The 23,636-nt window shown below is 41.4% G+C and carries 25 protein-coding genes; 21 read left to right on the top strand and 4 right to left on the bottom strand.

Going from position 1 to position 23,636, the window contains the following annotated elements; all coding sequences use genetic code 11:
* The first annotated feature begins 50 nt into the window (after positions 1-50).
* The 20 genes from B9Y89_RS05015 to B9Y89_RS04925 all read left to right on the top strand — a co-directional run bounded on the left by B9Y89_RS05015 (position 51) and on the right by B9Y89_RS04925 (position 17,831).
* Positions 51-620, top strand: a complete 570-nt coding sequence (locus B9Y89_RS05015; RefSeq protein WP_139822721.1) for a DUF6470 family protein — start codon at positions 51-53, stop codon at positions 618-620.
* Between the two features lie 66 nt (positions 621-686).
* Positions 687-1,136 carry a flagellar assembly protein FliW gene (gene fliW / locus B9Y89_RS05010; protein ID WP_085522106.1) on the top strand — a complete coding sequence of 150 codons (450 nt, stop codon included), beginning with the start codon at positions 687-689 and terminating at the stop codon, positions 1,134-1,136.
* Complete coding sequence (gene csrA, locus B9Y89_RS05005) at positions 1,123-1,353, top strand: carbon storage regulator CsrA (RefSeq protein ID WP_085522104.1); 231 nt, start codon at positions 1,123-1,125, stop codon at positions 1,351-1,353. Before fliW ends, csrA begins: the two co-directional genes overlap by 14 nt.
* Before the next feature lie 196 nt (positions 1,354-1,549).
* Positions 1,550-1,636, top strand: a complete 87-nt coding sequence (locus tag B9Y89_RS19555) for a putative holin-like toxin (RefSeq protein ID WP_369596723.1) — start codon at positions 1,550-1,552, stop codon at positions 1,634-1,636.
* Positions 1,637-1,992: 356 nt separating this feature from the next.
* Complete coding sequence (locus B9Y89_RS05000; protein ID WP_085522102.1) at positions 1,993-3,195, top strand: MFS transporter; 1,203 nt, start codon at positions 1,993-1,995, stop codon at positions 3,193-3,195.
* Positions 3,192-4,253 (top strand): tartrate dehydrogenase, encoded by a 1,062-nt coding sequence (locus B9Y89_RS04995; RefSeq protein WP_085522100.1) that lies wholly within the window; start codon positions 3,192-3,194, stop codon positions 4,251-4,253. The genes B9Y89_RS05000 and B9Y89_RS04995 overlap by 4 nt, the downstream gene beginning before the upstream one ends.
* Before the next feature lie 302 nt (positions 4,254-4,555).
* A complete protein-coding gene (yhfZ, locus tag B9Y89_RS04990) occupies positions 4,556-5,488 on the top strand; it encodes a GntR family transcriptional regulator YhfZ (RefSeq protein ID WP_085522098.1) in 933 nt (310 codons plus the stop codon).
* 136 nt (positions 5,489-5,624) lie between these two features.
* Positions 5,625-5,990 (top strand): PRD domain-containing protein, encoded by a 366-nt coding sequence (locus B9Y89_RS04985; protein WP_085522096.1) that lies wholly within the window; start codon positions 5,625-5,627, stop codon positions 5,988-5,990.
* A 53-nt stretch (positions 5,991-6,043) separates the two neighbouring features.
* Positions 6,044-6,409 (top strand): DUF2620 domain-containing protein, encoded by a 366-nt coding sequence (locus B9Y89_RS04980; RefSeq protein WP_085522094.1) that lies wholly within the window; start codon positions 6,044-6,046, stop codon positions 6,407-6,409.
* A gap of 8 nt (positions 6,410-6,417) precedes the next feature.
* The gene (locus tag B9Y89_RS04975) at positions 6,418-7,737 is read left to right on the top strand and encodes a YhfT family protein (protein WP_085522093.1); all 1,320 of its coding nucleotides are present in this window, start codon (positions 6,418-6,420) and stop codon (positions 7,735-7,737) included.
* Between the two features lie 17 nt (positions 7,738-7,754).
* Positions 7,755-8,669 carry a phosphotriesterase family protein gene (locus tag B9Y89_RS04970; protein WP_085522091.1) on the top strand — a complete coding sequence of 305 codons (915 nt, stop codon included), beginning with the start codon at positions 7,755-7,757 and terminating at the stop codon, positions 8,667-8,669.
* A gap of 11 nt (positions 8,670-8,680) precedes the next feature.
* Positions 8,681-9,796, top strand: coding sequence for an aminotransferase class V-fold PLP-dependent enzyme (locus B9Y89_RS04965; RefSeq protein ID WP_085522089.1), 1,116 nt, complete (start codon positions 8,681-8,683; stop codon positions 9,794-9,796).
* A 1-nt stretch (position 9,797) separates the two neighbouring features.
* Complete coding sequence (locus tag B9Y89_RS04960) at positions 9,798-11,003, top strand: phosphopentomutase (RefSeq protein ID WP_085522088.1); 1,206 nt, start codon at positions 9,798-9,800, stop codon at positions 11,001-11,003.
* Between the two features lie 34 nt (positions 11,004-11,037).
* Complete coding sequence (locus B9Y89_RS04955) at positions 11,038-12,201, top strand: alanine racemase (protein ID WP_085522086.1); 1,164 nt, start codon at positions 11,038-11,040, stop codon at positions 12,199-12,201.
* A gap of 32 nt (positions 12,202-12,233) precedes the next feature.
* Positions 12,234-13,517: a serine hydrolase gene (locus tag B9Y89_RS04950; RefSeq protein WP_254901185.1), complete on the top strand. Its 1,284-nt coding sequence runs from the start codon at positions 12,234-12,236 to the stop codon at positions 13,515-13,517.
* Positions 13,518-13,821: 304 nt separating this feature from the next.
* Positions 13,822-14,217: a malonate transporter subunit MadL gene (gene madL / locus B9Y89_RS04945; protein ID WP_085522084.1), complete on the top strand. Its 396-nt coding sequence runs from the start codon at positions 13,822-13,824 to the stop codon at positions 14,215-14,217.
* A 30-nt stretch (positions 14,218-14,247) separates the two neighbouring features.
* Complete coding sequence (madM, locus tag B9Y89_RS04940; RefSeq protein WP_085522082.1) at positions 14,248-15,012, top strand: malonate transporter subunit MadM; 765 nt, start codon at positions 14,248-14,250, stop codon at positions 15,010-15,012.
* Positions 15,013-15,124: 112 nt separating this feature from the next.
* Positions 15,125-15,781, top strand: coding sequence for a GntR family transcriptional regulator (locus B9Y89_RS04935; protein WP_085522080.1), 657 nt, complete (start codon positions 15,125-15,127; stop codon positions 15,779-15,781).
* A 43-nt stretch (positions 15,782-15,824) separates the two neighbouring features.
* Positions 15,825-16,610, top strand: coding sequence for an enoyl-CoA hydratase/isomerase family protein (locus B9Y89_RS04930; protein ID WP_085522078.1), 786 nt, complete (start codon positions 15,825-15,827; stop codon positions 16,608-16,610).
* A gap of 12 nt (positions 16,611-16,622) precedes the next feature.
* Positions 16,623-17,831, top strand: a complete 1,209-nt coding sequence (locus B9Y89_RS04925) for a CaiB/BaiF CoA transferase family protein (protein WP_085522076.1) — start codon at positions 16,623-16,625, stop codon at positions 17,829-17,831.
* Positions 17,832-17,869: 38 nt separating this feature from the next.
* Here the strand turns inward: B9Y89_RS04925 and B9Y89_RS04920 are convergent, their stop codons facing one another.
* The 4 genes from B9Y89_RS04920 to B9Y89_RS04905 all read right to left on the bottom strand — a co-directional run bounded on the left by B9Y89_RS04920 (position 17,870) and on the right by B9Y89_RS04905 (position 22,171).
* A complete protein-coding gene (locus tag B9Y89_RS04920) occupies positions 17,870-18,709 on the bottom strand; it encodes a hypothetical protein (protein WP_085522075.1) in 840 nt (279 codons plus the stop codon).
* Positions 18,710-18,770: 61 nt separating this feature from the next.
* Positions 18,771-19,343, bottom strand: coding sequence for a nucleotidyltransferase family protein (locus B9Y89_RS04915; protein ID WP_085522073.1), 573 nt, complete (start codon positions 19,341-19,343; stop codon positions 18,771-18,773).
* Positions 19,344-19,528: 185 nt separating this feature from the next.
* Positions 19,529-21,244 carry a methyl-accepting chemotaxis protein gene (locus B9Y89_RS04910; protein ID WP_085522071.1) on the bottom strand — a complete coding sequence of 572 codons (1,716 nt, stop codon included), beginning with the start codon at positions 21,242-21,244 and terminating at the stop codon, positions 19,529-19,531.
* Between the two features lie 198 nt (positions 21,245-21,442).
* Positions 21,443-22,171 (bottom strand): response regulator transcription factor, encoded by a 729-nt coding sequence (locus B9Y89_RS04905; RefSeq protein WP_085522069.1) that lies wholly within the window; start codon positions 22,169-22,171, stop codon positions 21,443-21,445.
* Between the two features lie 258 nt (positions 22,172-22,429).
* On the opposite strand from B9Y89_RS04905, the gene B9Y89_RS04900 reads away from it, so the two are divergent.
* Complete coding sequence (locus tag B9Y89_RS04900; protein WP_085522068.1) at positions 22,430-23,572, top strand: flagellin N-terminal helical domain-containing protein; 1,143 nt, start codon at positions 22,430-22,432, stop codon at positions 23,570-23,572.
* Positions 23,573-23,636 lie beyond the last annotated feature (64 nt).

The raw sequence follows: 23,636 nt of genomic DNA, 5'->3' as shown, positions 1-23,636 counted from the left end.
TTCTTTAACATGATATTTCAACCCCGGATATTCTCATGGACGGTGATGCTATGATGATGCCACATCTTGTGATGCATTCGACACAAGGAAAAATCGGTCTGAGATCCACAACACCGCAAGTCCAGATGCACCAACAAAAGGCTGACGTTTCTATCAAGCAGCAGCCAGCAAACATGTCTGTTAAGCGCCGTCCGGCTAAAGTGACCATTGATCAGACACAGGCTTGGCATAATTTGAATTTAAAATCGGCGATGGTTCGGATTAAGGATGCTGCTGATCAGGGTAAACAGGCCGTGCTTGAAGGGATCCGGCGTCGAGCGGGGCAAGGGGATCAATTGATGCGTATTGAGACTCCAGGAAACCCCATCGTCTCGCAAGCTGTGGAAAATGCATTTCGACAGGGTCACTACGATACTGGTTCCGTACCACCATCTCAAGCAGTTAAGCTTCATACTCGTCCTAGTTCTCTTGATATTCGTTGGCAAACGCATCAACCGGAGATACGTGTCAACATTAATCAACCGCAGTTTTCTTTTCAACGCGGCCGTGTGAACGTCTATATGCGGCAATATCCGGAGCTTGATATACAGGTTAAACAAACGTTTGATCAATCGGTGTGAAAACAAACGACTTTCCCACCTTAACGTCATTTTGGAGGGAAGAAATAATGATAGAGGATGTGTGCCATGACAATAGAGACCAAGTATCACGGTGAGATGGAGATTAATCATGATGAAGCGATTCATTTTGATCATGGACTCCCTGGATTCCAACATGAGACAACATTTGTATTGCTGCCGCTGGAGCAGGCGTCCCCATTCGTGGTGTTGCAATCGCTCAATCATCCTGAGGTGGCGTTCATCATGACGACACCTTTTTTGTTCTATCCGGATTACGCATTTGATCTCCCGGAAGATGCCATCGATCAATTGGCCATTGAATCAGAATTTGATGTTACGATTTATTCCATTTTAACGATCAAAGAGCCATTTGAAGACTCGACCATCAATTTGATTGCTCCTGTCATAATTAATCATCAGACAAAAGAAGCTAAGCAAATTGTTCTCCAATCCGATGATTATACGACGAAACATCCGCTTGTATCGGGCAAGGAGGGGTCCAATGCTCGTTCTTAACCGGAAGAAAAATGAATCCATTATGATCGGCGACGACATAGAGATTAAAATTGTTGATATAGACGGTGAACAAATCAAACTTGGCATCGATGCCCCGAACCATGTGGACATCCATAGGAAAGAAGTATACATGTCGATCCAAGAGGCTAATAATGAGGCGACACAGCAACAACTGTCGCTGGATGTCTTAGATCAGTTGAAGCAGCTTGGTAAGTAGAAAGTGATGCGTCAGGCTGTTGTTTATAGACACCCACAAAAAAGGCCATCTAGCAAATATGATAAAAAATCCAGCTCCAATAGAACTCATGTTCGCTATTTTGTGTTATACTAGATCATATACAGTTACATAAAAGCGGGATGGGCGGTGGCACCCCATTAATCTGTCGTTTGATAGAGAGAAAGGGGGTGTTGCGGTGGCCGTTTATGAAACGTTGGTACTAATGGTGAGTTTCGGAACATTAGTGGCGTTGATTATGACAGGCACAAATAAAAAGAAATAGCCCTCCTGCCGGCGCTAGGTGTGGAAAGGCTATGTCATCTTAATCCTGAGCCACCGCAAATCTTGCGGATGTGGCTGTACGTGAGCGTCGGTGTTAGCGCACCGACGCTCTTTTTTAGTATATGAATATCTATGACTATTATATGCCAAAAGTCGCAGGAGGACAACTGAAATCTTTGTTCCATAACAAAATAAATTGGAACGGGGAACGAGTTATTTAGAGCCTTGATATAAGACGTTCGAACCTCTCGCTTATGAATGAGCCGTGGTGGTATAATTTAAAAGGAAAATAAAATTCCTTGGAATAACATCGATGATGACAGCTATGTCGCTTGGACAGCATTGGAGTGGTGACTGTTGATTGAAGAGAAAACACAACTGTTTTGGCGAACGACTTTGGCATTAAGTCTCGGTTCGCTCGTGATTTTTGCTAATGTTTATTTTACACAACCGATATTGCCGGTGTTGACGGAGGAATTTGCCGTTTCGCCGTTGGTTTCCAGTTTATCTGTGTCGTTTGTCATTTTAGCTCTCGGCATTGCTTTATTTTTTTATGGCCCAATATCGGATAGTATCGGCCGCCGGGGCATTATGATCACAACGATGACGCTGGCGACATTGGCGACGTTGATGATGGTTTTTGTGCCCAATTTTGAGAGTTTATTGATTGTGCGGATTTTGCAAGGCATCTGCTTAGCGGGGTTACCCTCGCTCGCTGTTGCCTATATCGGTGAGGAATTTTCGTCCAAGGCGATTCCTGTCGCCATTGGTGTTTACATTAGTGGCAATACGATTGGGGGCATGCTTGGGCGGATTACAAGTGGTATTATGACTGATATGTTTAGTTGGCGCGTCGCCTTTCTTACAATGGGCATAATCAGTCTCATCTGTTTAATATTGTTTATTGTATTATTGCCTGCTTCACGACATTTCGTGAAAAAACCGTTGAATTGGCACGAGGCCTTATCGACCTATCGACATCATCTGCGGAATACAGAGTTAAGATTGGCTTACATCATAGGTGGCTTGCATTTCTTTATTTTTGTCGGTTTGTTTAATTATGCGACTTATTTATTGAGCGGTGCCCCTTTTCATCTACCAAGTTCGCTATTAGGACTGTTATTTTTAACGTATCTGGCAGGCACGGTTAGCTCGCCGATTGCCGGCAGACTATCGGCTTATTTTTCACAAACATTTGTGATCGGAATGGGGATCACCATCATGGTTCTGGGTCTCCTAGTTACTTTGATACCTAGCATTATTGCGGTCATTGTAGGTTTACTGCTGATATGCTTCGGATTCTTTTCGGCCCATTCTGTGGCCAGCTCATGGGTGAGTAGCCGGGCAGCTTTTGCAAAAGCGAGTGCTTCGGGATTATACTTGATTGCCTATTATATCGGCGGGAGTCTGGGACCTTTTTACCTCGATCCGTTTTGGAATCTATGGCATTGGGATGGCGTTATTGTAGGTTGTTTACTTGTTTTGGTTGTAACGACTTTTTGTATGTGGAAAATGTATCAACTTGAGAAAGGATCTTTGAAAAGGAGGGCGTTCTCTTGAAGAAGTACAGCATAGCAGTCGTTCCAGGTGATGGTGTTGGTAAAGAGGTCATGCCTGAGGCGGTAGAGGTTCTGGAAACACTGGCTGAAGTTCATGGCGGCGTGTCGTTTTCATTTGACTGGTATCCATGGAGTTGTGATTATTATCTAGAGCACGGTCAGATGATGCCTGAAGATGGCATGAGTCGTCTGCAAAACCATAATGCCGTGTTTCTGGGAGCTGTTGGTGATCCAACCCGGGTTCCCGACCATGTTTCGTTATGGGGACTTTTAATTAACATTCGCCGGGAATTCGAACAGGTGATCAATGTGCGTCCAGCGAAAAATCTGAAAGGCATTCGTTCACCACTGGCGAATCCCAATGACTTTAACTTCATCGTTGTCCGTGAAAATAGTGAAGGGGAGTACAGTGAGGTTGGTGGTCGTATTCATCGCGGCGCCGACGAGTTGGCCATTCAAAATGCTGTCTTTACTAGAAAAGCGGCGGAACGCACGATGGATTATGCTTTTCAATTAGCGGAAGGACGCCGTGGTCATGTGACGAGTGCAACGAAATCAAACGGGATTGTTCACTCAATGCCTTTCTGGGATGACGTTTTTAAAGATATGTCAGTAAAATATCCTGATATCAAAACGGAGGCCAACCATATAGATGCACTCGCGGCCTTTCTTGTCTCGAAACCTGAAGCCTTTGATGTGATTGTGGGTAGCAATTTATTCGGTGATATTTTAACGGACTTAGGTGCTGCAATCATGGGAAGTATCGGCGTTGCGCCAGCAGCCAATATTAACTTGAACGGTAAGTACCCATCCATGTTTGAACCCGTCCACGGCTCTGCACCAGACATTTATGGGAAAGGACTTGCTAATCCAATCGGTCAAATCTGGACCGCCAAAATGATGCTTGACCATTTGGGTGAGACAGAATTAGGAGAAACATTAATGAGCGCGATCGAAGACGTGCTTGCAGCAGGTGTCAAGACCCCTGATCTCGGCGGATCGTATAAAACTAAAGAAGTCACAGCTGAGATGATTCAAAGGTTGAAAGTGATGGCTTAAATGGATCTGCCCTAATTAAAAATGAATTAGGGCAGAGATTATTTTTGGTTAATAAAGGAACAAAGGTTTGTTATAATAAAAAACATGGTATCCCTTCCATATTCAGCAGATGAAACACGAGAAGAACCCACTACTCGTAAGAGAACAAGTGGACCCATGAGTTAAATATCAAAGTAGCAGTAAACAAATCCCCTAAGACGATATCTTTAGACTATTCGATATTCACTCTTTACAGACAATTTTTAAAATGGTATGTTTAATATACAGAAAACGGGATATTGAAACCAAAAGGATCGATGGATATGACGCGTACGTGGGAAAGTTTGTATTCCAAAAATGGTTTGGCAGCAAAATATATTGCGAGAGAAATACTTAAAATTGAAAATCAAGAGAGAATTCCAAGAGTCACTGACTTTTGTGATCGGTTGTCATTGGGACGAGGGACTGTCCAGGGAGCACTGAAATTATTGGAAGGTTTGGATGCCATTGAGTTAGCATCAAGAGGTCATCTAGGTACCTTTTTATTAAATAAGGACGTAAGCGTTCTCTCGGATATTGCTGATATCGGTCCACTAATAGGGGCAATGCCGCTTCCGTATTCTAAGAAATATGAGGGGTTAGCTACAGGAATTGTTGATGCTTTTGGAAGCACAAACAAACGCGTTAGCTTAGCCTATATGAGAGGGGCGAGCACAAGATTAGAAGCGCTTAAGACTCGTAGGTATGATTTCGCCATTGTATCCAGGATGGCGGCTGAGGATGGTATTAAAAATCATAAAGGACTTGAAATAATAAAATCATTTGGCCTTGGCACTTATGTATCGGGACACAAAGTTTTTTTCGCGGATCCTTCCAATACCCAGATTAAATCTGGGATGAGAATAGGCATAGACCGATCTTCACCAGACCAATCAATGTGTACCCTTTATGAATGTGAAGGAATAGATGTTGCCTTAGTTGATCTTAATTACATGCAGCTGTTTCAGATGTTAAAAGAAAAACAAATTGACGCAGCCGTTTGGAATAAGGATGAAGTTCAGTCCGTTGAAATGTTGAGTTCTGCTGACTTTCAATCCGGGAAAGCGAGAGAATTGACTAAACTGACATCAGAGGCAACTATTGTTATTGATTCTACGCGTTCAGAAGTCATTGAGCAAATGGCGCTATTAGATGCGGGCATTGTTAGGGGAGTACAAAGGAAAGTAGAAAATGGAGAAAGATTTCCACAATACTAAATCTATTTTTCCTTTTAATATACTAAATACCGTAAATTGAACTTTTTAGGAGGTGGTGAAACATTTAACTTTTATACATTAATAGGGCTTTAAAAAAGGATTTTTGAAAACGCCTACAAAATTTGGGGGAGTCTAAATGCTGTCAGAGGAGATGGAGGAACGGTTAGATTTACTTTTAAGTAGTGAGCAAATCACAAGTGAAACTTATAAAATCGTCAAGGAACAATTAAAAACGTTAATAGAAATGGATCAACTTGATGTTAATCATGAAACGGCCGGGTCATTTACGAATCATTTAGCCATTGCAGTCGAGAGGATTAACCAAGGTCATCCTCTCGATGGTGTAAGTGAACAGACGGAGGAATTAATCGAAGCCAATCCTCAAATATATCGATTTTCACAAAATATGCTTAAAAGTTGTCTATGGAATTATAATGCATATCCAACGAGGGCTGAGGAAGGGTATATTACCCTCTATTTAGCAATGTTTAATCAACAGTAATAAGTCACTAAGATACTAGGTTCAAAATAAGTTTTATATAAGGGGAGAGTAAAATGATTAAAATTGTTATTGGTGGTTTGCAGAAGGATCAAACGAAAAGAGCGATAGAACAAGCTGGAGGCGATCAAGTAGAAGCCATTGTTTCTACTGACTTTGAGGGTGCCAAACAAGTGAAATCAAACCAGGTTGACTACTATCTAGGGGCATGTAACAGCGGTGGAGGTGCAGCGCTTTCTGTTCCGATAGGTATTCTTGGTTATAGTAACTGTGCAACAGTAGCTAAAGCAGGTGGGAGGCCTAAACAAGAAAAGATTGAGAAACTGGTCCAGGAAGGGAAAGTTGCGTTCGGAATGTCCGTGGAGTCAATTGACACAGCAGTTCCAATGATCATTGAAGAAATATTAAAAAATAAAAGGTAGGGATCAACATGGATTTTTCAATAACAAAGTTAATATTAGTAACTTTGCTGACCACTGGAACCGCTTTATTGTCTTATTACGGCCGTGCTGTTTTTAATGATGGTTTGCGACCCATTATGCCGGAATACATTGAAGGTCGTATGAAACGTGCGGAAATGTCCTCAGTTGCCTTTGGCTTAAGTGTCGGTTTTATTGCTTCCGTTGGGATATCCTTTACTTTATCTACTGGCCTATTGAACCCGTGGTTGTTATTTCTTCCGACCGATATCCTAGGTGTATTTGCTGGATCGGCCATACTCGCTGGTGTATTAGGAGCAGCGTGGGGCATAGCGATCGTAACAGGATTAACAGCTGTACAAACGGCTTTAACTTTTTTCCCGGTCGATTTTATAGGCGCCCTTGGCGAATTGAGCTCACCTGTATTAGCAGGATTCGCACTATTTCCAGTTTTAGCAATCATATACCAATTCGGATGGAAAAAGGGTGTTATAACCGGGGCTGTGGTGCTTTTAATTCGTGCTGTGATCGAACAAGGATTATTGCCTGAAAGCATTCAACTCTTACCAGAAGCAGCGCAGCTGTTTGTCGGAGTGATCATCCTTATTATATTTGCCCTAGCTGAAGATCGAAAAAATCAAAGTGGGACGTCGATGGACGAAGGAGAGTCGCTTTTTGAAGAGCGTACTAAGCGCATTTATAAGGGTTTACCATTCTTTGCGATTGTTGGTGCATTAGTAGCCATTGTTTCAAATTTGCATTACTTTGCGGGTTCTGAGGTTTCCGTATTTACGTTACACGATGCCTATACAGCTGGGAGTGGCAGTGAGGAACAGGCCTTGATCAGACAGGCTGCCTTGGCGGACTTTTTAAGAGGGATTGGCTTCATTCCATTAATTGCAACAACAGCTCTGACAACAGGTGTATATGGTGTTGTCGGTTTAACTTTCGTATTTCCAGTTGGATATTTAATGCCAAATCCTATATTGGCAGGTATAGCCGGAGCGATTGTATTGACGCTGGAAGTCCTAGCTCTTTCTAAATTAGGTAAAGTTCTAGAAAAATTCCCTTCATTAAGGGAAGCATCGGATAATATTCGGACATCGATCAGTACAGTCATGGAGATTGCGTTGTTAATCGGATCAGCTTTAGCTGTGCTCAAAATGGGTAACTTTACTGGGTTTACAATCTTTGCATTATTGTACTTTATTAACGAAGCGACAGGTCGTCCTGTCATTCGCCTAGCCGCTTATCCGCTAGCAGCTATTTTAACAGGTATCTTATTAAACATTCTTTATTATCTCCATTTATTTACTCCCGTGACTGGGTAACAGAAGAGGTGTTCTAAATGACTGAAAATATACAGACGGTAACGGGGACGATCGAACCAAGTCGCTTGGGTCAAACGATGATCCATGAACATGTCGCTTTAGATCTTTCACACATCAGACAGGATAATGATCCCATCCTGTCTGATGATGAGATGCAAAATAGGGAAATCGCCCGTCTGGTGGCTGCAGGATGTGGAGGAATTGTCGAAGTTACGAATCGAGGTATGGGTAGAGATGTTGAAGCACTAGGATCAATGTCCAGAAAGCATCGTTTACCTATCATTGCGGCAACGGGTTTTTATAAACAAGACTATTATCCAAGAGACGTTTTTGAAAAAAATGAGGATGAGATTGCGGCGTTATTTATCTCTGAGATCTGTGAAGGTATTGAAGGCACGGGGATTCGAGCCGGCATCATTTCCGAGATTGGCAGCAGCTTAAACGAAATGACTAAAGAAGAGACAAAGGTTTTTCGTGCTGCCATCCGTGCTCAACACGAGACAGGTGCTCCTTTAAGTACTCACTGCGAGTTGGGAACCATGGGCACTGAACAATTAAAATTATTCTCAAAAATGGGTAGCGATTTTTCAAAAATATCGATAGGGCATCAAGATCTTAATGGCGATCGAGAGGAATATGAACGTTTGCTCCAAGCGGGTCTTTATATTCAATTCGACACTATTGGAAAAAATAGTTATCGGGCGGAAGCAGATCGATTAGAGGACTTAATTTTTCTAATTGAAAAGGGATATAGCAAACAATTGATGTTATCGACGGATATTACTAAGAAATCATATTTAAAAGTAGCGGGTGGATTTGGTTATGAACATCTTTTTACTAAGTTTATTCCAGCCCTTAAAAATAGAGGCGTATCTGAAGATATCATTAAAACCATGATGATAGATAATCCCCAACGGTTTCTTTCATTTTAGGAGGGTTCTACATGGGGTCACCTGTGTTAAAAACAATGAGTTTCAACGAAGCTAAGGAGAAACAATTTCAATTAGTCAATACCATTACTAAGGAATTTGATGGGGGGGCTTTTTTTAACCAAGGGGATTTAGGCGTCGTTCCCGGTATAGGCAAGCCTGAACAAACTCATAAGGTTGAAAAGGTACTGGCACAATTCTTTCAGGCAGAATCCTGTGCGCTTGTCAGAGGGGCAGGAACGGGGGCTATTCGTGAAACATTGACTTCCCTTCTCAACCCTGGAGACAAGTTGTTCATGCATTCAAGTCCAATCTATAAAACCACAAAAGAAACCATAGACATGATGGGATTGACTCCCGTGTTCGTCAATTATAATGACACAGATGAGTTAAGGAAAGCTCTTCAAGAAAATAGAGATTGTCATATTTTTTATGCCCAACATTCGCGGCAAAAACCAGATGATTCCTATGAATTAGATGAAGTCATTCAACATGTTCATGAGCTGAACCCAGAGCTCCCTATTGTGATTGATGACAATTACACTGTATTGAAAGTTAACAAAATAGGGACAGAACTGGGGGCTTCCTATTCATGTTTTTCTGGATTTAAGTTATTAGGTCCTCCCGGTATTGGCATTGTCGTTGGCGATCAGGCAGCAGTTCAAGCCATTGATAAGCGGAATTATTCGGGCGGAGGCCAAGTCCAAGGATACGAGGCGATGGATCTGTTACGGTCCTTAGTCACAGCTCCAGTGATGATTGCTGTCCAAAATGAACAGACCGATCGCTTAAATCACTTGCTTAATGACGGGGTTATTTCAGATGTATATCAGGCCTATGTAACCAACTCACAATCCAAAAATGTGATTGTTGAGCTTCAAGAGCCGATAGCGGAACAAGTCATCGCTGAAAGTGAGAAGTACGGTGCCGCCATTTACCCAGTGGGTGCTGAATCACGATTTGAAGTATTACCTATGATTTACCGTGTTTCCGGTAGCTTTTTAGATGATCATCCGGAATTGGTCAAAACCGGTATCAGAATTAATCCTATGCGCTCGGGAGCAGATATGATCATTGATATTTTAATTAAAGCCATTGCGGATGTTCATGCGAATGAGAGGCGGGATTAACATGAAAAAAAGAGCGATCGTATTAATTTTAGATAGTCTAGGCGTTGGATATATGGAAGATGCTCAAAAGCATCGGCCACAAGATGTGGGAGCCAACACGTTTTACCATATCCTTGATCAAGCTGAGCAAATTTCAATCCCTCAATTGGAAAGACTAGGCGTTAATGATATCTTGCATCATCCGCGGTTAAGCCAGGAAAAAGGTGTTGGAGGATATGGGACCTTAAGTCTTGAGCATGACGGAGCAGATAGTTTTGTTGGTCATAATGAAATTATGGGGACCCAACCCAAAAAGCCACATACAGGTCCTTTCGCAACGGTGATTGATGATGTTAAGGAAGCCATGGAGCAAGAAGGTTACCAAGTTGAAATACCCGATCAAGATTACCCTTACTTATTAGTCAATGGGTTAGTCGTCGTTGCAGATAATATTGAGACGGATTACGGTCAAATTTATAATGTAACGGCGCCGCTTGATCAAATTTCCTTTGAAGAGGTATTAAGCATTGGTGAAGCGGTCAGACGTCACGTCAAGGTCAATCGAGTGATAGCGCTTGGCGGTGAGGTCCAGCTAGAACAAATTATTGCATCAATAGAACAAAGGGAAGATGGTTTAGTAGGTGTTAATTCACCGAAATCAGGTGTTTATGAGAAAGGTTACCAAGTTCGACACCTTGGTTATGGGATTGATCCAGACACGCAAGCAAGCACCATTTTAGACAAAAATGGAAAGGAAGTCGCACTCATTGGAAAAATGCAGGACGTCATTACTTGTAATGGGGCAAAAAAGTTTCCTGCTATAGAAACGGATTTAGTGATGCAGTTGATAATTGAACAAATGAAAGTCATGGACGAAGGGCTTATTTCGGCTACAGTGCAAGAAACTGATTTAGCAGGACATGCGGAGAATGTAGAGCGTTACGCACAAAAAATCATGACTGTGGATCGCTATCTGGAAACCATCTTAGATAATATGACAGAAGAAGATTTATTAATCATCAGTGCTGATCATGGAAACGATCCAACGATTGGACACAGTCAGCATACAAGAGAGAAAACTTTCTTACTTGCATATGGAAAAAAATATCATTCGAGTCATCTAGGTGAAAGAGAGACATTGTCTGATATTGCTGCGACCGTAACAGACTTTTTCAACTTAGATCGACCGGAAAATGGGCATAGTTTCTATTCTTCCTTGGTCGAGTAGTGTATGTTTTCGTGATACTAGGGGGCAAGCAAATATGTTTTTAGATATAACACAGCAAAAGAATCCAGCACTCTTAGAAGCGGGTGTCTATTTTCACCAAAAAGGGCTTATTGATCCCAATACGTATCTCATTGATCTTGATGCCGTTCGTGCAAATGCGGCAAATTTATCTAAAGAGGCACATCAACAAAAGCTTAAGTTATATTTTATGACTAAACAAATAGGACGAAATCCTTTAGTATCCCAAGCTATTATGGATGCCGGTATATCTAAAGCGGTTGCAGTTGATCCATGGGAAGCCATAGCTTTAGCTAATCATGGTATTCCGATAGGGCATATCGGCCACCTTGTTCAAATTCCAAAAAACATGATTGGAAGGATGATTGATTTAGAACCAGAACAAATCACGGTGTTTAGTTATGAAAATGCAAAGGTGATTTCTGATATAGCAACTTCAAAAGGTAAGAAGCAGAATATCCTTTTACGAATGGTTTCTCAAGGTGACTTTTTGTATCCCGGACAAAAAGGAGGCATCCACCTTGATCGTATGGATGAAGAGGTGGGAAAAATTGAACGCTTATCGGGTGTCAATATAATCGGTGTCACAAGTTTTCCATGTTTATCTGTTGAAGATAATAGCGTTAAACCCGCCTCTAATTTTAAAACAATAAATAAGGCGGCTAATTATTTGCGCTCTAAAGGATATCAGAACGTTCAAGTTAATGCACCTAGCGCCAATGCATCAAAAACATTAAGTTTAATAAAGGAGCATGGTGGGACTCAAGGAGAACCCGGCCATGCCTTAACAGGGACGACGCCCCTTCATACCGATGAACGTCATCCTGAAATCCCGGCGATGGTTTATGTATCTGAGGTATCACATAAATTTGATCACCAGTCATATGTATTTGGCGGTGGATTCTATCCGCGCTCACATGTTCAAAGGGCACTTGTAGGCCATCGTTTTAGTGAAATGGCCAAGGCTGAAGTGATACCCAATGATCCTGGAAATATTGACTATTATGGCACCTTGAACGTCAATGAATCGGCAATTGGGGACACAGCTTTATTTGCCTTCCGGACACAAATTTTTGTAACCAATGCTCAAGTGGCTATTGTTACAGGGGTTAACAACCACCCAAAGATCGCCGGTATTTATGATGCTATGGGCAATATTTTATCAAATGGGGAAGCGTGAAACAGATCTATAACACTGGGAGGAGAGTGTGTATGATGAGAAAGATAACCATGGTCATGCTCGTTTGTATTGTCAGTCTTGGAGGGCTAGTTTTGTCATCTACGTCGGCATCTGCAAGAAGTCCGAAGATCAGTCACGGAAGTCCAGAAGCAGTGGGAATGAACGCTAATGAATTAGCGAAAATTGACAAGGTTGTTAATACATCAATTCAGAACGGAACGACACCGGGAGCGGTTGTTTTAATTGCCAAAGACAACAAGATAGTAAAAGAAACTGCTTATGGATATGCCCAAAAATATGATATGGGACATGTACTGGATCATCCTCGTCGCATGAAAAAGAAAACCATGTTTGATATGGCATCTATTACCAAGGTCATGGGAACAACACAAGGGATTATGAAACTTGTCAGCGAAGGGAAGCTTTCAGTCAATGATAAAGTGGCGTCATACATCCCTGGTTTTGCCCAACATGGTAAAGGGGACATTACCATTGCTGATTTACTGACTCACACATCGGGATTAACGCCATGGGAACCAACTTATCTTTATGCCGACACTCCAAGTGACGTCTTGCAATATATTAATAACCTTCCTTTAGAATATGCGACAGGAACGGATCGTCGATACAGCGATTTTAGTTTTATGACACTGGGGTTTGTTATTGAGAAAATAACTGGACAGCGACTTAACAAATACTTGCAGCAACATATCTATGAACCATTAAAAATGAAGGACACAATGTTTACACCCCCGGATCAATTAGATAATAAGATAGCTGCGACGTCCTGGGGTAACCCATACGAATATAAAATGATCGATGACCCGAACTTCGGCTATTATGTGGAGAAAGATGCTGATGATTTCAACCGGTGGAGACATCATACCCTAGTTGGAGAGGTCAATGATGGAAATAGCTATTACGGCAATAACGGTATAGCCGGACATGCAGGTTTGTTTTCAACAGCCCGCGATATGGCTATCTTGGGTCAGACAATGTTGAACGGTGGAACATTCGGTAAGGTCAAGCTTTATGATCAATCGGTCATAGATACCTTTAGGCAACCACAACGTTTTGGACAAGGATATGGTTGGGAGCTTAACCAAAGTTGGTATATGGGGGCTATGCACTCAGATGAAGCTTTCGGACATACCGGATTTACTGGGACCCAAGTTATTTTTGACCCGAAATATAACTTGCAAATCATCGTTTTAACGAATAAGCAGAATAACGGGCCTTTGCCGGATGGATCCCTACCTAGTACGGGACCATTGTCAAATAAAGTAGCCAACCTTGTGTATCAGTCAATAGAATAAATCGCTATGTAGTTCAGACAACAGGTTTTGAATAAATGGACATCTAAATGGGTGAAGCGAAAAGAGGTGATAAGCTAACTTCCTATTCATTAATCATTAGTTTCAAAATTTTCTATTGAATTCTAAGAAATATTTATGTATACTCATATGTAAGCGCTATCTAAAGCGGCAATAATAGTAATATTCACACTTAGGAATGATCATTCGTATAAACGAGGTGATAGAGAAAACATTCGCTTCATTAATTGTCGACAGTTGACATAAGGTTGGCTAATGAGTATCAAAAGGTTGGGAGATGTTATGAATGGTTATATATGGCGTTGCTTTACTATCAATCTGCATGTTAGCGGGCACTTTCCTAGGAGGGTTGTTAGGCAAAATTGTAGGTGTAAGTGCAAATGTTGGCGGCGTTGGCATTGCTATGTTGATCTTAGTGTTATTGGTTGATTATTTAATGAAGAAAAATAAGCTTAATAAAAATACCAAAGAAGGGTTATCGTTTTGGAGTGCTATATATATTCCTATAGTTGTGGCAATGGCAGCGCAGCAAAATGTTTTAGCAGCCGTTAAAGGCGGGCCAATGGCTATAATGGCAGGGGCATGCGCCGTTGCAGTCAGTTTTGTACTGGTTCCAATTTTAAGTAAAATTGGCGGGAATAATTCTAGTGCCTATGAAAATGAAGAGGATGAAGTGATATAACTTATGTAAAATGAAGGGTGGGGTACCAAAATGATGGATACCTTGTTAAATGTTTTAAAGGACAATGGTCTGGTAGCAGCCTTTGCAGTCATTGGTATTACAATGTATGTCTCATATATTATTTCCAATAAGGTTACCAAGGGTAGAATACATGGTTCAGCCATTGCTATATTATTAGGACTTGTTTTGGCTTATTTTGGAGGATTACAGACAGGCGGAGAGAACGGCTTAGCTGATATCGGAGTGTTTGCAGGTGTTGGCTTAATGGGTGGGGGGATGCTACGCGATTTAGCTATTGTAGCTACTGCCTTTGGTGCCAATCTTGATGAAGTTAAAAAAACCGGCTTAGCTGGTGTTATTTCCCTATTCTGTGGCGTTCTGGTATCCTTTGTCGTTGGTGTCATTGTTGCCCTTTCATTTGGATATACGGATCCGGTTAATTTGACAACAATTGGAGCAGGGGTAGCGACCTATATTGTTGGGCCTGTAACGGGATCGGCGATTGGGGCAAGTTCTGGAGTGATAGCTCTGAGCGTCGCCGCAGGCTTAGTTAAGTCGATTTTAACAATGATTGGAACACCGATTGTGGCTAGGCTTATTGGTCTCAATAATCCGCGGACAGCAATGGTTTACGGTGGCTTGATTGGTACTACAAGCGGTGTCTCAGCGGGTTTAGCTGCAACAGATGCTAGACTGGTTCCCTATGGTGCTATGACAGCAACATTTTATACCGGTTTAGGTTGCCTTTTGTGCCCATCAGTATTATTCTTAACGATGAATGCTTTATTAGGATAAATATGATCTTTGGTCACATTATTGTCGACAGTTGACAATAGGCAAATGTTAAGAATGAAATGTTATAATGTCTCCAAATACAAGGGCTGCGGTCACTCCAAGGAGGAGACAAATGAAAGATCAAATGATTGATAATAATTCACTTTCTTATCTTATTGCTGAAAAAATAGCTGAACAAATTATTACAGGCGAGCTCGTACCTGGGGAAAAGGTTGTTGAGACAGCGTATGCCAGTGAATTCGGCACAAGTCGGGCTCCTATTAGAGAGGCCTTATATTTATTAACGATTGAAGGCTTAATTGAACGCATTCCAAGGAAAGGGGCTGTGGTTAAAGGCTATACTGAGTCAGAAGCGTATGATTTGTTAGAGATAAGGATTATGCTAGAATCCATGGCTATGAAACGTATTAGTGTCGTCGGAGTCAATCAATCCATTATTAAGGAAATGGAAAATAAGGTCAAACTCATGGATGAAGTTGAGAATGATAACCAAGATTATGCGAACTTAAATCACCAATTTCATTTGCATCTTATTGAAATGAGTCAGAGCAGTATCATCAAAAATATGTACTCGCGTCTAGGTATCCCGCTTTTATCATTACAAAGAATTTCGTTTTTAGAAGAAAAAAACATGCAAAAGTCACTGAGGGAACATCAACTAATTGTCAATTTGTTAAAGGAAGGCCGGTCTGAAGAAGCTCATAGTATTTTAGAAAAACATAATCAAGATGTTATTAGCAGGGTTGATGATCAGATCAATAAAGAATAAATATATTACTGTACTTTGTGTTAAATGGAGGGGAGTCTTATCAATGAGAGTGACACTCAATCGGGTTGAACAAGATGGGAAAATTACACTTCAGGAAAGTTCAGGATTAGCAATTGTAACAATCAATCGTCCGCATTACAAAAATGCGATGACGGTCAATATGTGGTTGGAGTTAGCTGATATTGCTAAACGGATTCCTGAGAATCCGAAATCAAAAGTTGTTATTATTCGAGGTTCAGGGGGGCTGTTCACAGCTGGTTCTGATATTAAAGAATTCAGCCGGATGTCAGTTGATCAAGTCAATGACGCATTCAAGGCCATGGAAGAAGCAATTTCGGCTTTTGAAGCATTGCCTATTCCAACGGTTGCTTTAGTTAATGGCCCCGCAGCTGGTGCGGGATTTGAGCTTGCTTTAGCTTGTGATCTTAGAATCGGTACACACAAGACCAAGATAGGGATGCCCATCGGACGATTAGGCATTACCTTAAGTAAAAAATTTATTAAACGCATCGTTGATTTAATGGGTCCTAGCAAAACCAAAGATCTTGTCTACACAGGCCGGTTGTTAGATGTGAAAGAGGCATATCAATGGGGGGCTGTCAACTATGTGGTTCCCGTTAAGGAAAATCCTGAACGTTATGTCATATCGCTAGCTAAACGTATTCAGGAGCAATCACCAGCCTCGCTTAGAGCTGTCAAAGAAGGTGTGGCAGCTGTTAACTCGCCGATGGATCGATTGCTGGACGATGAACTGGAATCATATGTTGACTCTGTTGATTTTCCTGAAGGCACTCAGGCATTTGTAGAAAAAAGAAAACCTCATTTTTAAAGGAGTGGTTGGATGTTACCTTTGAACGGTATAAAAGTGGTTGATTTAACGAGGATTTTGAGTGGTCCTTTCTGTACAATGACATTGGCGGATTTAGGTGCCGAAGTCATCAAAGTTGAAAGTCCAAAAGGCGATGATACAAGACAATGGGGGCCTCCTTTTGTCAATGATGAAGAAAGCGCTTATTTTCTAAGTGTGAATCGAAATAAGCAAAGTATTGTCCTTAACTTAAAAGAAGAGAAAGGCAAAGAAATATTATTAAAATTAGTTGAAGATGCAGATGTAGTGGCTGAAAACTTCCGTCCAGGAACATTAGAGAAGCTCGGTATTGGTTATGAAACTTTGAAACAACACAATCCCGGCATTATCTTAGCCTCTATCTCAGGTTTCGGACAGACGGGGCCTTATGCACAAAAACCCGGATATGATGTGTTAGCTCAAGGGATGGGCGGTCTCATGTCTGTGACCGGAGAGCCAGGAGGATCACCGGTCAAAGGCGGCTATTCGCTCGCGGATATTGGCGCAGGTATGTGGGCAACTATCGGAGTTCTTGCGGCACTTAAAGAGAGAGAGCGATCTGGAGTTGGGCAATGGGTTGATGCGTCGTTATTGGATACCATGATTTCATGGCAAACCTACCTTGCCGGTAATTATTTTGCAACTGGAAAGGATCCGAAGCCTTTAGGTGGAGCACATCCAAATATTGTACCTTATCAAGTGTTTGGAGCTTCTAATGGCCACTTTGTTTTAGCCGTTGGGAACGATCAATTATGGCAGAAGTTCAAGGCAGTGATGGACCTTGATATCTTGGAAGATGAACGGTTTGCAACGAATCCTAGAAGAGTGGATAATCGCGATTTACTGATTTCTATACTAGAAGAAGCATTTAAAGAGAAAACCGTGCAGGAATGGGTCTCGGTCATTGAAGAAGCTGGCATACCATGTGGACCTGTTAATCAGTTCTCCGACATTTTAACAGATTCACATGTCAAAGAGCGGGAGATGGTCGTTGAAGCGAATAGCCCTGAACTCGGGACTTTACAAATGTTGGGTATTCCCGTGAAATTGTCGAGAACCCCAGGCCAAATCGATAGCTTACCGCCGCAATTTGGTGAGCATACAGATGCGATTCTAGAGCGTCTTGGCTATAGTGAGGAAGACATTAAATCATTTAATCATAGTGGGGTATCCGCTAATCAATCAGAACAAAATGTTAATTAAATTGTCGACAATCGACGATTAGTAGATCAATCCAATCCTTACATTGAGGATTGGATTGATTTTATATCTGCATCCAGTATGTGGATCTTTGTTAGATGGACATCAATCGAGTACAATTCGATGCCTAAGTATTCTTGAAAGTGGTGAAAAATACGGGATTGGGTTTTTTTAATTATGCTTAGGACATCAGTATCATTGGTAATTTGGAGAGACACTTGCAAATCAGCATAAGGTAATCCGGAAAGAGCAACGCTGATATGGCTATAACTGTGGATTTCCGGGATGCTATCACATGCGATCGAAATGAACTTTTTCAAAACTTCGGGATAGATGGATATTGCCCCCACTTGGAAATTAGGCTGCACAACAGTAGCTTCACCAATCACTTCTTTCTGGGGTGATAATAATTGAATCCCTTTTGAGATTAAACGTTTAAAAACAGATTGTTCCACCTGTAATTCAGGTATTGGGATCACGTGCTTCCCTTGAGTTTTCCTAACAAACAAGGCCATTTTAATTTGGCCCGATGACCGGACGTCTTCGATGTTCACATAATGATTAATGGGGCCTAAATGTAATCTGGAGGCTATTAATTTGACCATCTTTTCCGATGTGCCGATAATAAGAATTCTATGAACGGGTAAGTGTTCAATGACATCGCGGACCTCTTTGGTATGTTCCTTATAAAAAAAGGTGGCCCGTTTGATTGCGGTTATATAGTTTTTCTCATATTTTGCAGAGGTGCCGGCTATTTTTTTTCCGTTAAAAATTAATAAACCGTCGTCGACAATGGCCGGGATACTATTCTCATAGGCAAAAAAATGTGCACTTGTGCTTTTGCCCGTACCACTGTCTCCGCTTAGCGCGAATACTTCCATTAAGGTTAGCTCCTTTTAAAAGTTTGACGAAAATCATAGCTTAGTCCATATCACAATATTATCATATTTTAGTAACCTTAATCTTATCCCAATTCGCTTGCCAATGCTTTTGGATTAAACGTTGTTCGTAAATTTGTGCTCGTTCCTTTGTTTCCTGAAAATAGGGTGTTGGCTTGACCTTGAGGTTAATAACATCATTAAGGCCACAAGGCGCAGCGAGGATGATATCATTGTCACGGTTAAGCTTCAGTCCCAAGGCTGTTGCTGTCTCTGGAAATTTTGACATCGCATCGATTGAAGATGTGTAGGGGGGATTATTATTGAGCACATGCATCCTCGCCTGATTTTTGACGGACCAAGGGATATCAGGAATAATACTTTTTAGCTGTTGCTCGTATGTCTTTTCTTGCGCTTCTTCAATCATCGAATCATTAAAGTAAATGACATCGACATCCGGCAGAGGGGTTCTCTGCTGAAATCCGTGCAAAACATCCCAGATTTTTGCACGCACGAATCCCGCACAGACCCACCAGTCGGGCAAATCAAGGGACTTGGCCGCTTTTAACACATCCATCATCCACTTATCAGCTTTGACTTGTTCAATGATGTCGTCGAGGTTGTTGATTCGAGTCATGAGCGATATCACCTCTATAGCGAACTTATATTCCCATTATAAACGAGGTTCAAAGAAAAGGAAAGCGATTTGGCGGAATTATTAGTAAAATTGGCGGGATTACGTTTCAAATTGGCGGGATTCTGTCTCAATTTGGCGGGATTATCAAAAAACCAACACCGCAACCAGCGATGTTGGCTTCAGATTTATAATTTGAATTGACCAACAGTGTCATTTAAATTTTCGCCAAGTCTGGCAAGGGCTTCGGAACTGGCTTTAATTTCTTCCATGGTGCTGCTATTTTGCTGAACGGACGCGGAGGCTTGCTCGATCCCCGCTGAACTTTGTTCCGATATGGCAGCCATATTTTCAATGGATTGATTGATTTCCTTACCTTGTTCATTAATTTCCGTTAGGTGAGTGGACATAGATTGAAGGCGGTCAACCATGTCCACAATGTTGGTGTAAATGGTCGTAAAGGCTTGATTGGATTTTTCTAATTTGTCCGTACCCTGCTCGACTTCATGGAAGCCGTTCGTTAACATCCCACTGATTTCATTCGATTCATTTTCAATACGTTGGACAACATCGGTAATCTCACCAACGGACTGGGAAACTTGTTCGGATAGTTTCTGAATTTCACTGGCAACGACAGCGAAGCCACGTCCGTGTTCCCCCGCTCTAGCGGCTTCGATGGAAGCATTCAGCGCTAATAAATTGGTTTGTTCAGAAATCCCTTGAATCACATCAACGAGTTTGGTAATTTCTTGTGTCCGGCCTTCAAAACCTTTCAGTTTCGTTGCCGATTGTTCGAAGTTCTTGTTGATTGTCTGCATTTGTGCGACGGAGTCTTCCATAAATGTGGAACCTTGATTGGTTAGCTCCATCACTTCTTGGGAAGACGAATGAACCATTTGACTGTTATCACTTTCTTGGTGCACCTTTTGCAAAAATTGGTTCACGTTATGAGAAATGTTCGTCGTCGTTGATGATTGTTCTTGGACACCGGATGTTAACTCTTGCATGGTTGAAGCTATTTGTGAACTGCCCTCCGTCACCTCATCAGCCGATTGGGCAAGCTCTTCACTGTTGCTTTTAACTTCTTCAGAAGCGGTGCGAATATCCGTGACCATCTGTTTTAAATTGTTGAGCATGCGATTGAACGCTGTCGCTAGCTGCCCTAATTCATCATGACTATGATAGTTGATATTATCGACGGATAAATTGCCGTCCGCGACATCACTGGCTGTATCAATCACATGTGTGAAGGCTTTTTTGACAACACGATTGATGACAACAATGATACCGACACCTAAAATAATGGAAATAATGATTGAACTCATGAGAACAACGAACGTGCCAGTTGTACTTTTATGTAAATTTGATACAGCACTATTCCGTTCTTTGTTGACGATTTCGCGCAATTGTTGGAGTAAGTCCACAGTTTCACTGCGAAGTTCAGCAACTTCTTTCCGGAATTTCGTAGCTCTATCGTTGTTATTGACGGATATGGCATTGATAATTCGAGTTAAAAAGAGTTGGTTGACCTTTTTATTATTCTGACTGATTTGATTAAATAAGGTCTTCTGCTCTTTAGTATCCATTTCCGGCTTGATTGTCTCTTCAAGTTGGTGAAATTGTTCTTGTTTGTCTTGAAATGCCTTTATTGACTCCTGTGATGGTTGATTAATGTAATCAGCGATCTGAATATCCTTGGTTCTGAATAATGAGCCCATTTGTGTCACGTCGATTGCCCGCTCCCCGCGTCTTTGCAGAGCTGCTGAGTCACTTCGAATACTGTTAAGGAATCCGCCAATCAATATTGATGAAATGGCAACTAATACCACAGTACTGATAAAGGCAACGCTATATTTTGGACCCAATTTTAAATTTTTCCACCTGAATTTTTGAAAAAAACTCATGATAATCCCCTTTATGTCCTAAGCTTAAAGTCCTACTTAGTCATATCGGGTGACTTTTAATGAATGTTTATAGTTGATTAGTCCTGATTTTGGGCAGGATAAGGAAAACGCCCCTTAAATGACGGTGAAAAGGCTGTCACTGAAGGGGCGTTATTTATGTAGAATTAAGTGAACGAGGTTAGAAAAATGTTGTTCACATCACGAAGTTTGTGTTTCTTTCTTGTAATAAACGACCCATTTTAACCGGTAAGCTTTACTAACCAAAGATGTGCGGCTTTCAGTTTTCGTTTTTCTCAGCATGTTTTTTAAATGGTTCCGTAATGTGTACAGAGAGATAAACAGTTGCTTCGCTATTTTCTCCGTACTCGTTCCCATGACCAAAAGTTCAAAAATCTCAATTTCCCGTTTAGTAAAAAACCGGCGGATGAACTCATGATCAATGGCGAAAGACGTCCCTTTCGGTAATGTTTCGGGATGTCTAAAACCGCTGATTCTGTTACATAGAGGTAAGACATAATGATGGTCCAAGTAGACCCCATACTCGACCAACAAATGGCATCCCTCAATTAAGGTTTCCGACGCTGCGCTTTGCGGCAAAAACCCAGATGCCCCACACTCAAGTGCATCAATAACGAATGACGGTTCATCATGATAAGAAACGACCATTATAGGGAGATGAGTCTGGCTATCCAGTTTCTTAACCTTATCCCGCCAATGGTAGCTACTTTTCTCAAAAATGTTAACCGTGCAAATAATGAAATCAACATCATTGTCTTTAGAAGACAGTGCCTTGGATGACTTGAGTTGTACCTGTGGGTCCTCCTCTAGCACAGATTTTAACCCGGCATTTGTTACCGGATTTGGGTCAATGAGAACACCGGTGATTGGCTGTCTTGATCCATCCTGGTTCCTCAATGTTTCCCCCATATGTATATACCCCCTATTTGTCTAGACAGAAGGTACTATAACACAATTCGACAAATTTCACTATAATCCTATTTACCTAGTTTAAAAATCTTTTAACAAATTAATCAAGTGAATGGATTTTTAATGCAGAAAAAAGTATTAAACATTTGTAGTACATGTCCGATATAAGAAGTGTAAGACGAGTGAACGGTGGCCGCCATCACTTTTCCAAAACGACCACAAGGACGTGGGAGTACAATTTCAAGGAGGAAATTAACAATGAGAATTAATCACAACATTGCGGCGTTGAATACTCAGCGTCAGCTGTCGCAAAACAACCAAGCTACCCAAAATTCTTTGGAAAAACTGTCTTCTGGTATGCGTATTAATTCTGCAGCGGATGATGCTGCGGGTCTGGCGATATCTGAAAAAATGCGCGGGCAGATTCGTGGGTTGGAGCAAGCGCAGCAGAATGCTCAAGATGGTATCAGTCTTATTCAAACGGCTGAGGGTGCACTTAACGAAACTCAATCTATTTTGCAGCGCATGCGTGAACTTTCTACACAAGCTTCTAACGATACAAATACGAATGCTGACCGTCAAGAAATTCAAAAAGAAGTTGATGCATTAGTAGAAGAAATTGATCGTGTTGCGGATACTACTGAATTTAACACCAAAAAGCTGATTAACGGAGACTTGAATGGAGTAACTAGTCAAACAGAAAGTGTTGAATTTAATGAAAATAATACTGATACTTTTTCTTCAGTAGCTGTAGGGGGCAGTAGTATCAGTAATGACACATCATATAATGTGGAAATCACTGGTTTATCTACTAGTGGAACAACCACAACTTACTCAGTAGATTGGACCAGTGCGTCAGGGAATACTGGATCAACAAATGTGGGTGCAGGTGGAACATTTAGCATCAACAACGTTGAGGTAACGATGAGCAGTGCATCTGTATCCAAAGAAAATGTAGGGGATCAAGTTACATTAACTACTAGAAAATCCGAAACTAATAATACCGACAACTCTTTAAATTATCAAATTGGTGCCAATTCTTCACAAGTCATGGGCGTTTCCATAGGTGATATGAGTGCATCTGGACTTAACGTTGATGGGATTGATGTTACGACACAACGTTCAGCCGAAGCCTCAATCTCGGCTGTACAAAATGCGCTTGATGACGTGTCAGGTCAACGTGCAGAACTTGGTGCATTCCAAAATCGTTTAGAACACTCGATAAACAACTTGGGGACATCGGCACAAAACTTAACATCTGCTGAATCTCGCATTAGAGATGTTGATATGGCAAAAGAGATGATGGAATATACTAAGAACAATATTCTCAATCAGGCAGCTCAATCAATGCTTGCCAAGGCCAATCAACAACCACAAGGTGTACTTCAACTACTTAGATAATTGTTTTAAAAGGGAGGGGGGGATCCCCTCCACTTATTTTCAATTTTAAAAACGAGAGTTTCTT

Origin of the sequence: Tuberibacillus sp. Marseille-P3662, from assembly GCF_900178005.1 — a bacterium.
GTDB lineage: Bacteria > Bacillota > Bacilli > Bacillales > Sporolactobacillaceae > Marseille-P3662.
This window is presented reverse-complemented; position numbering and strand designations above follow the sequence as displayed.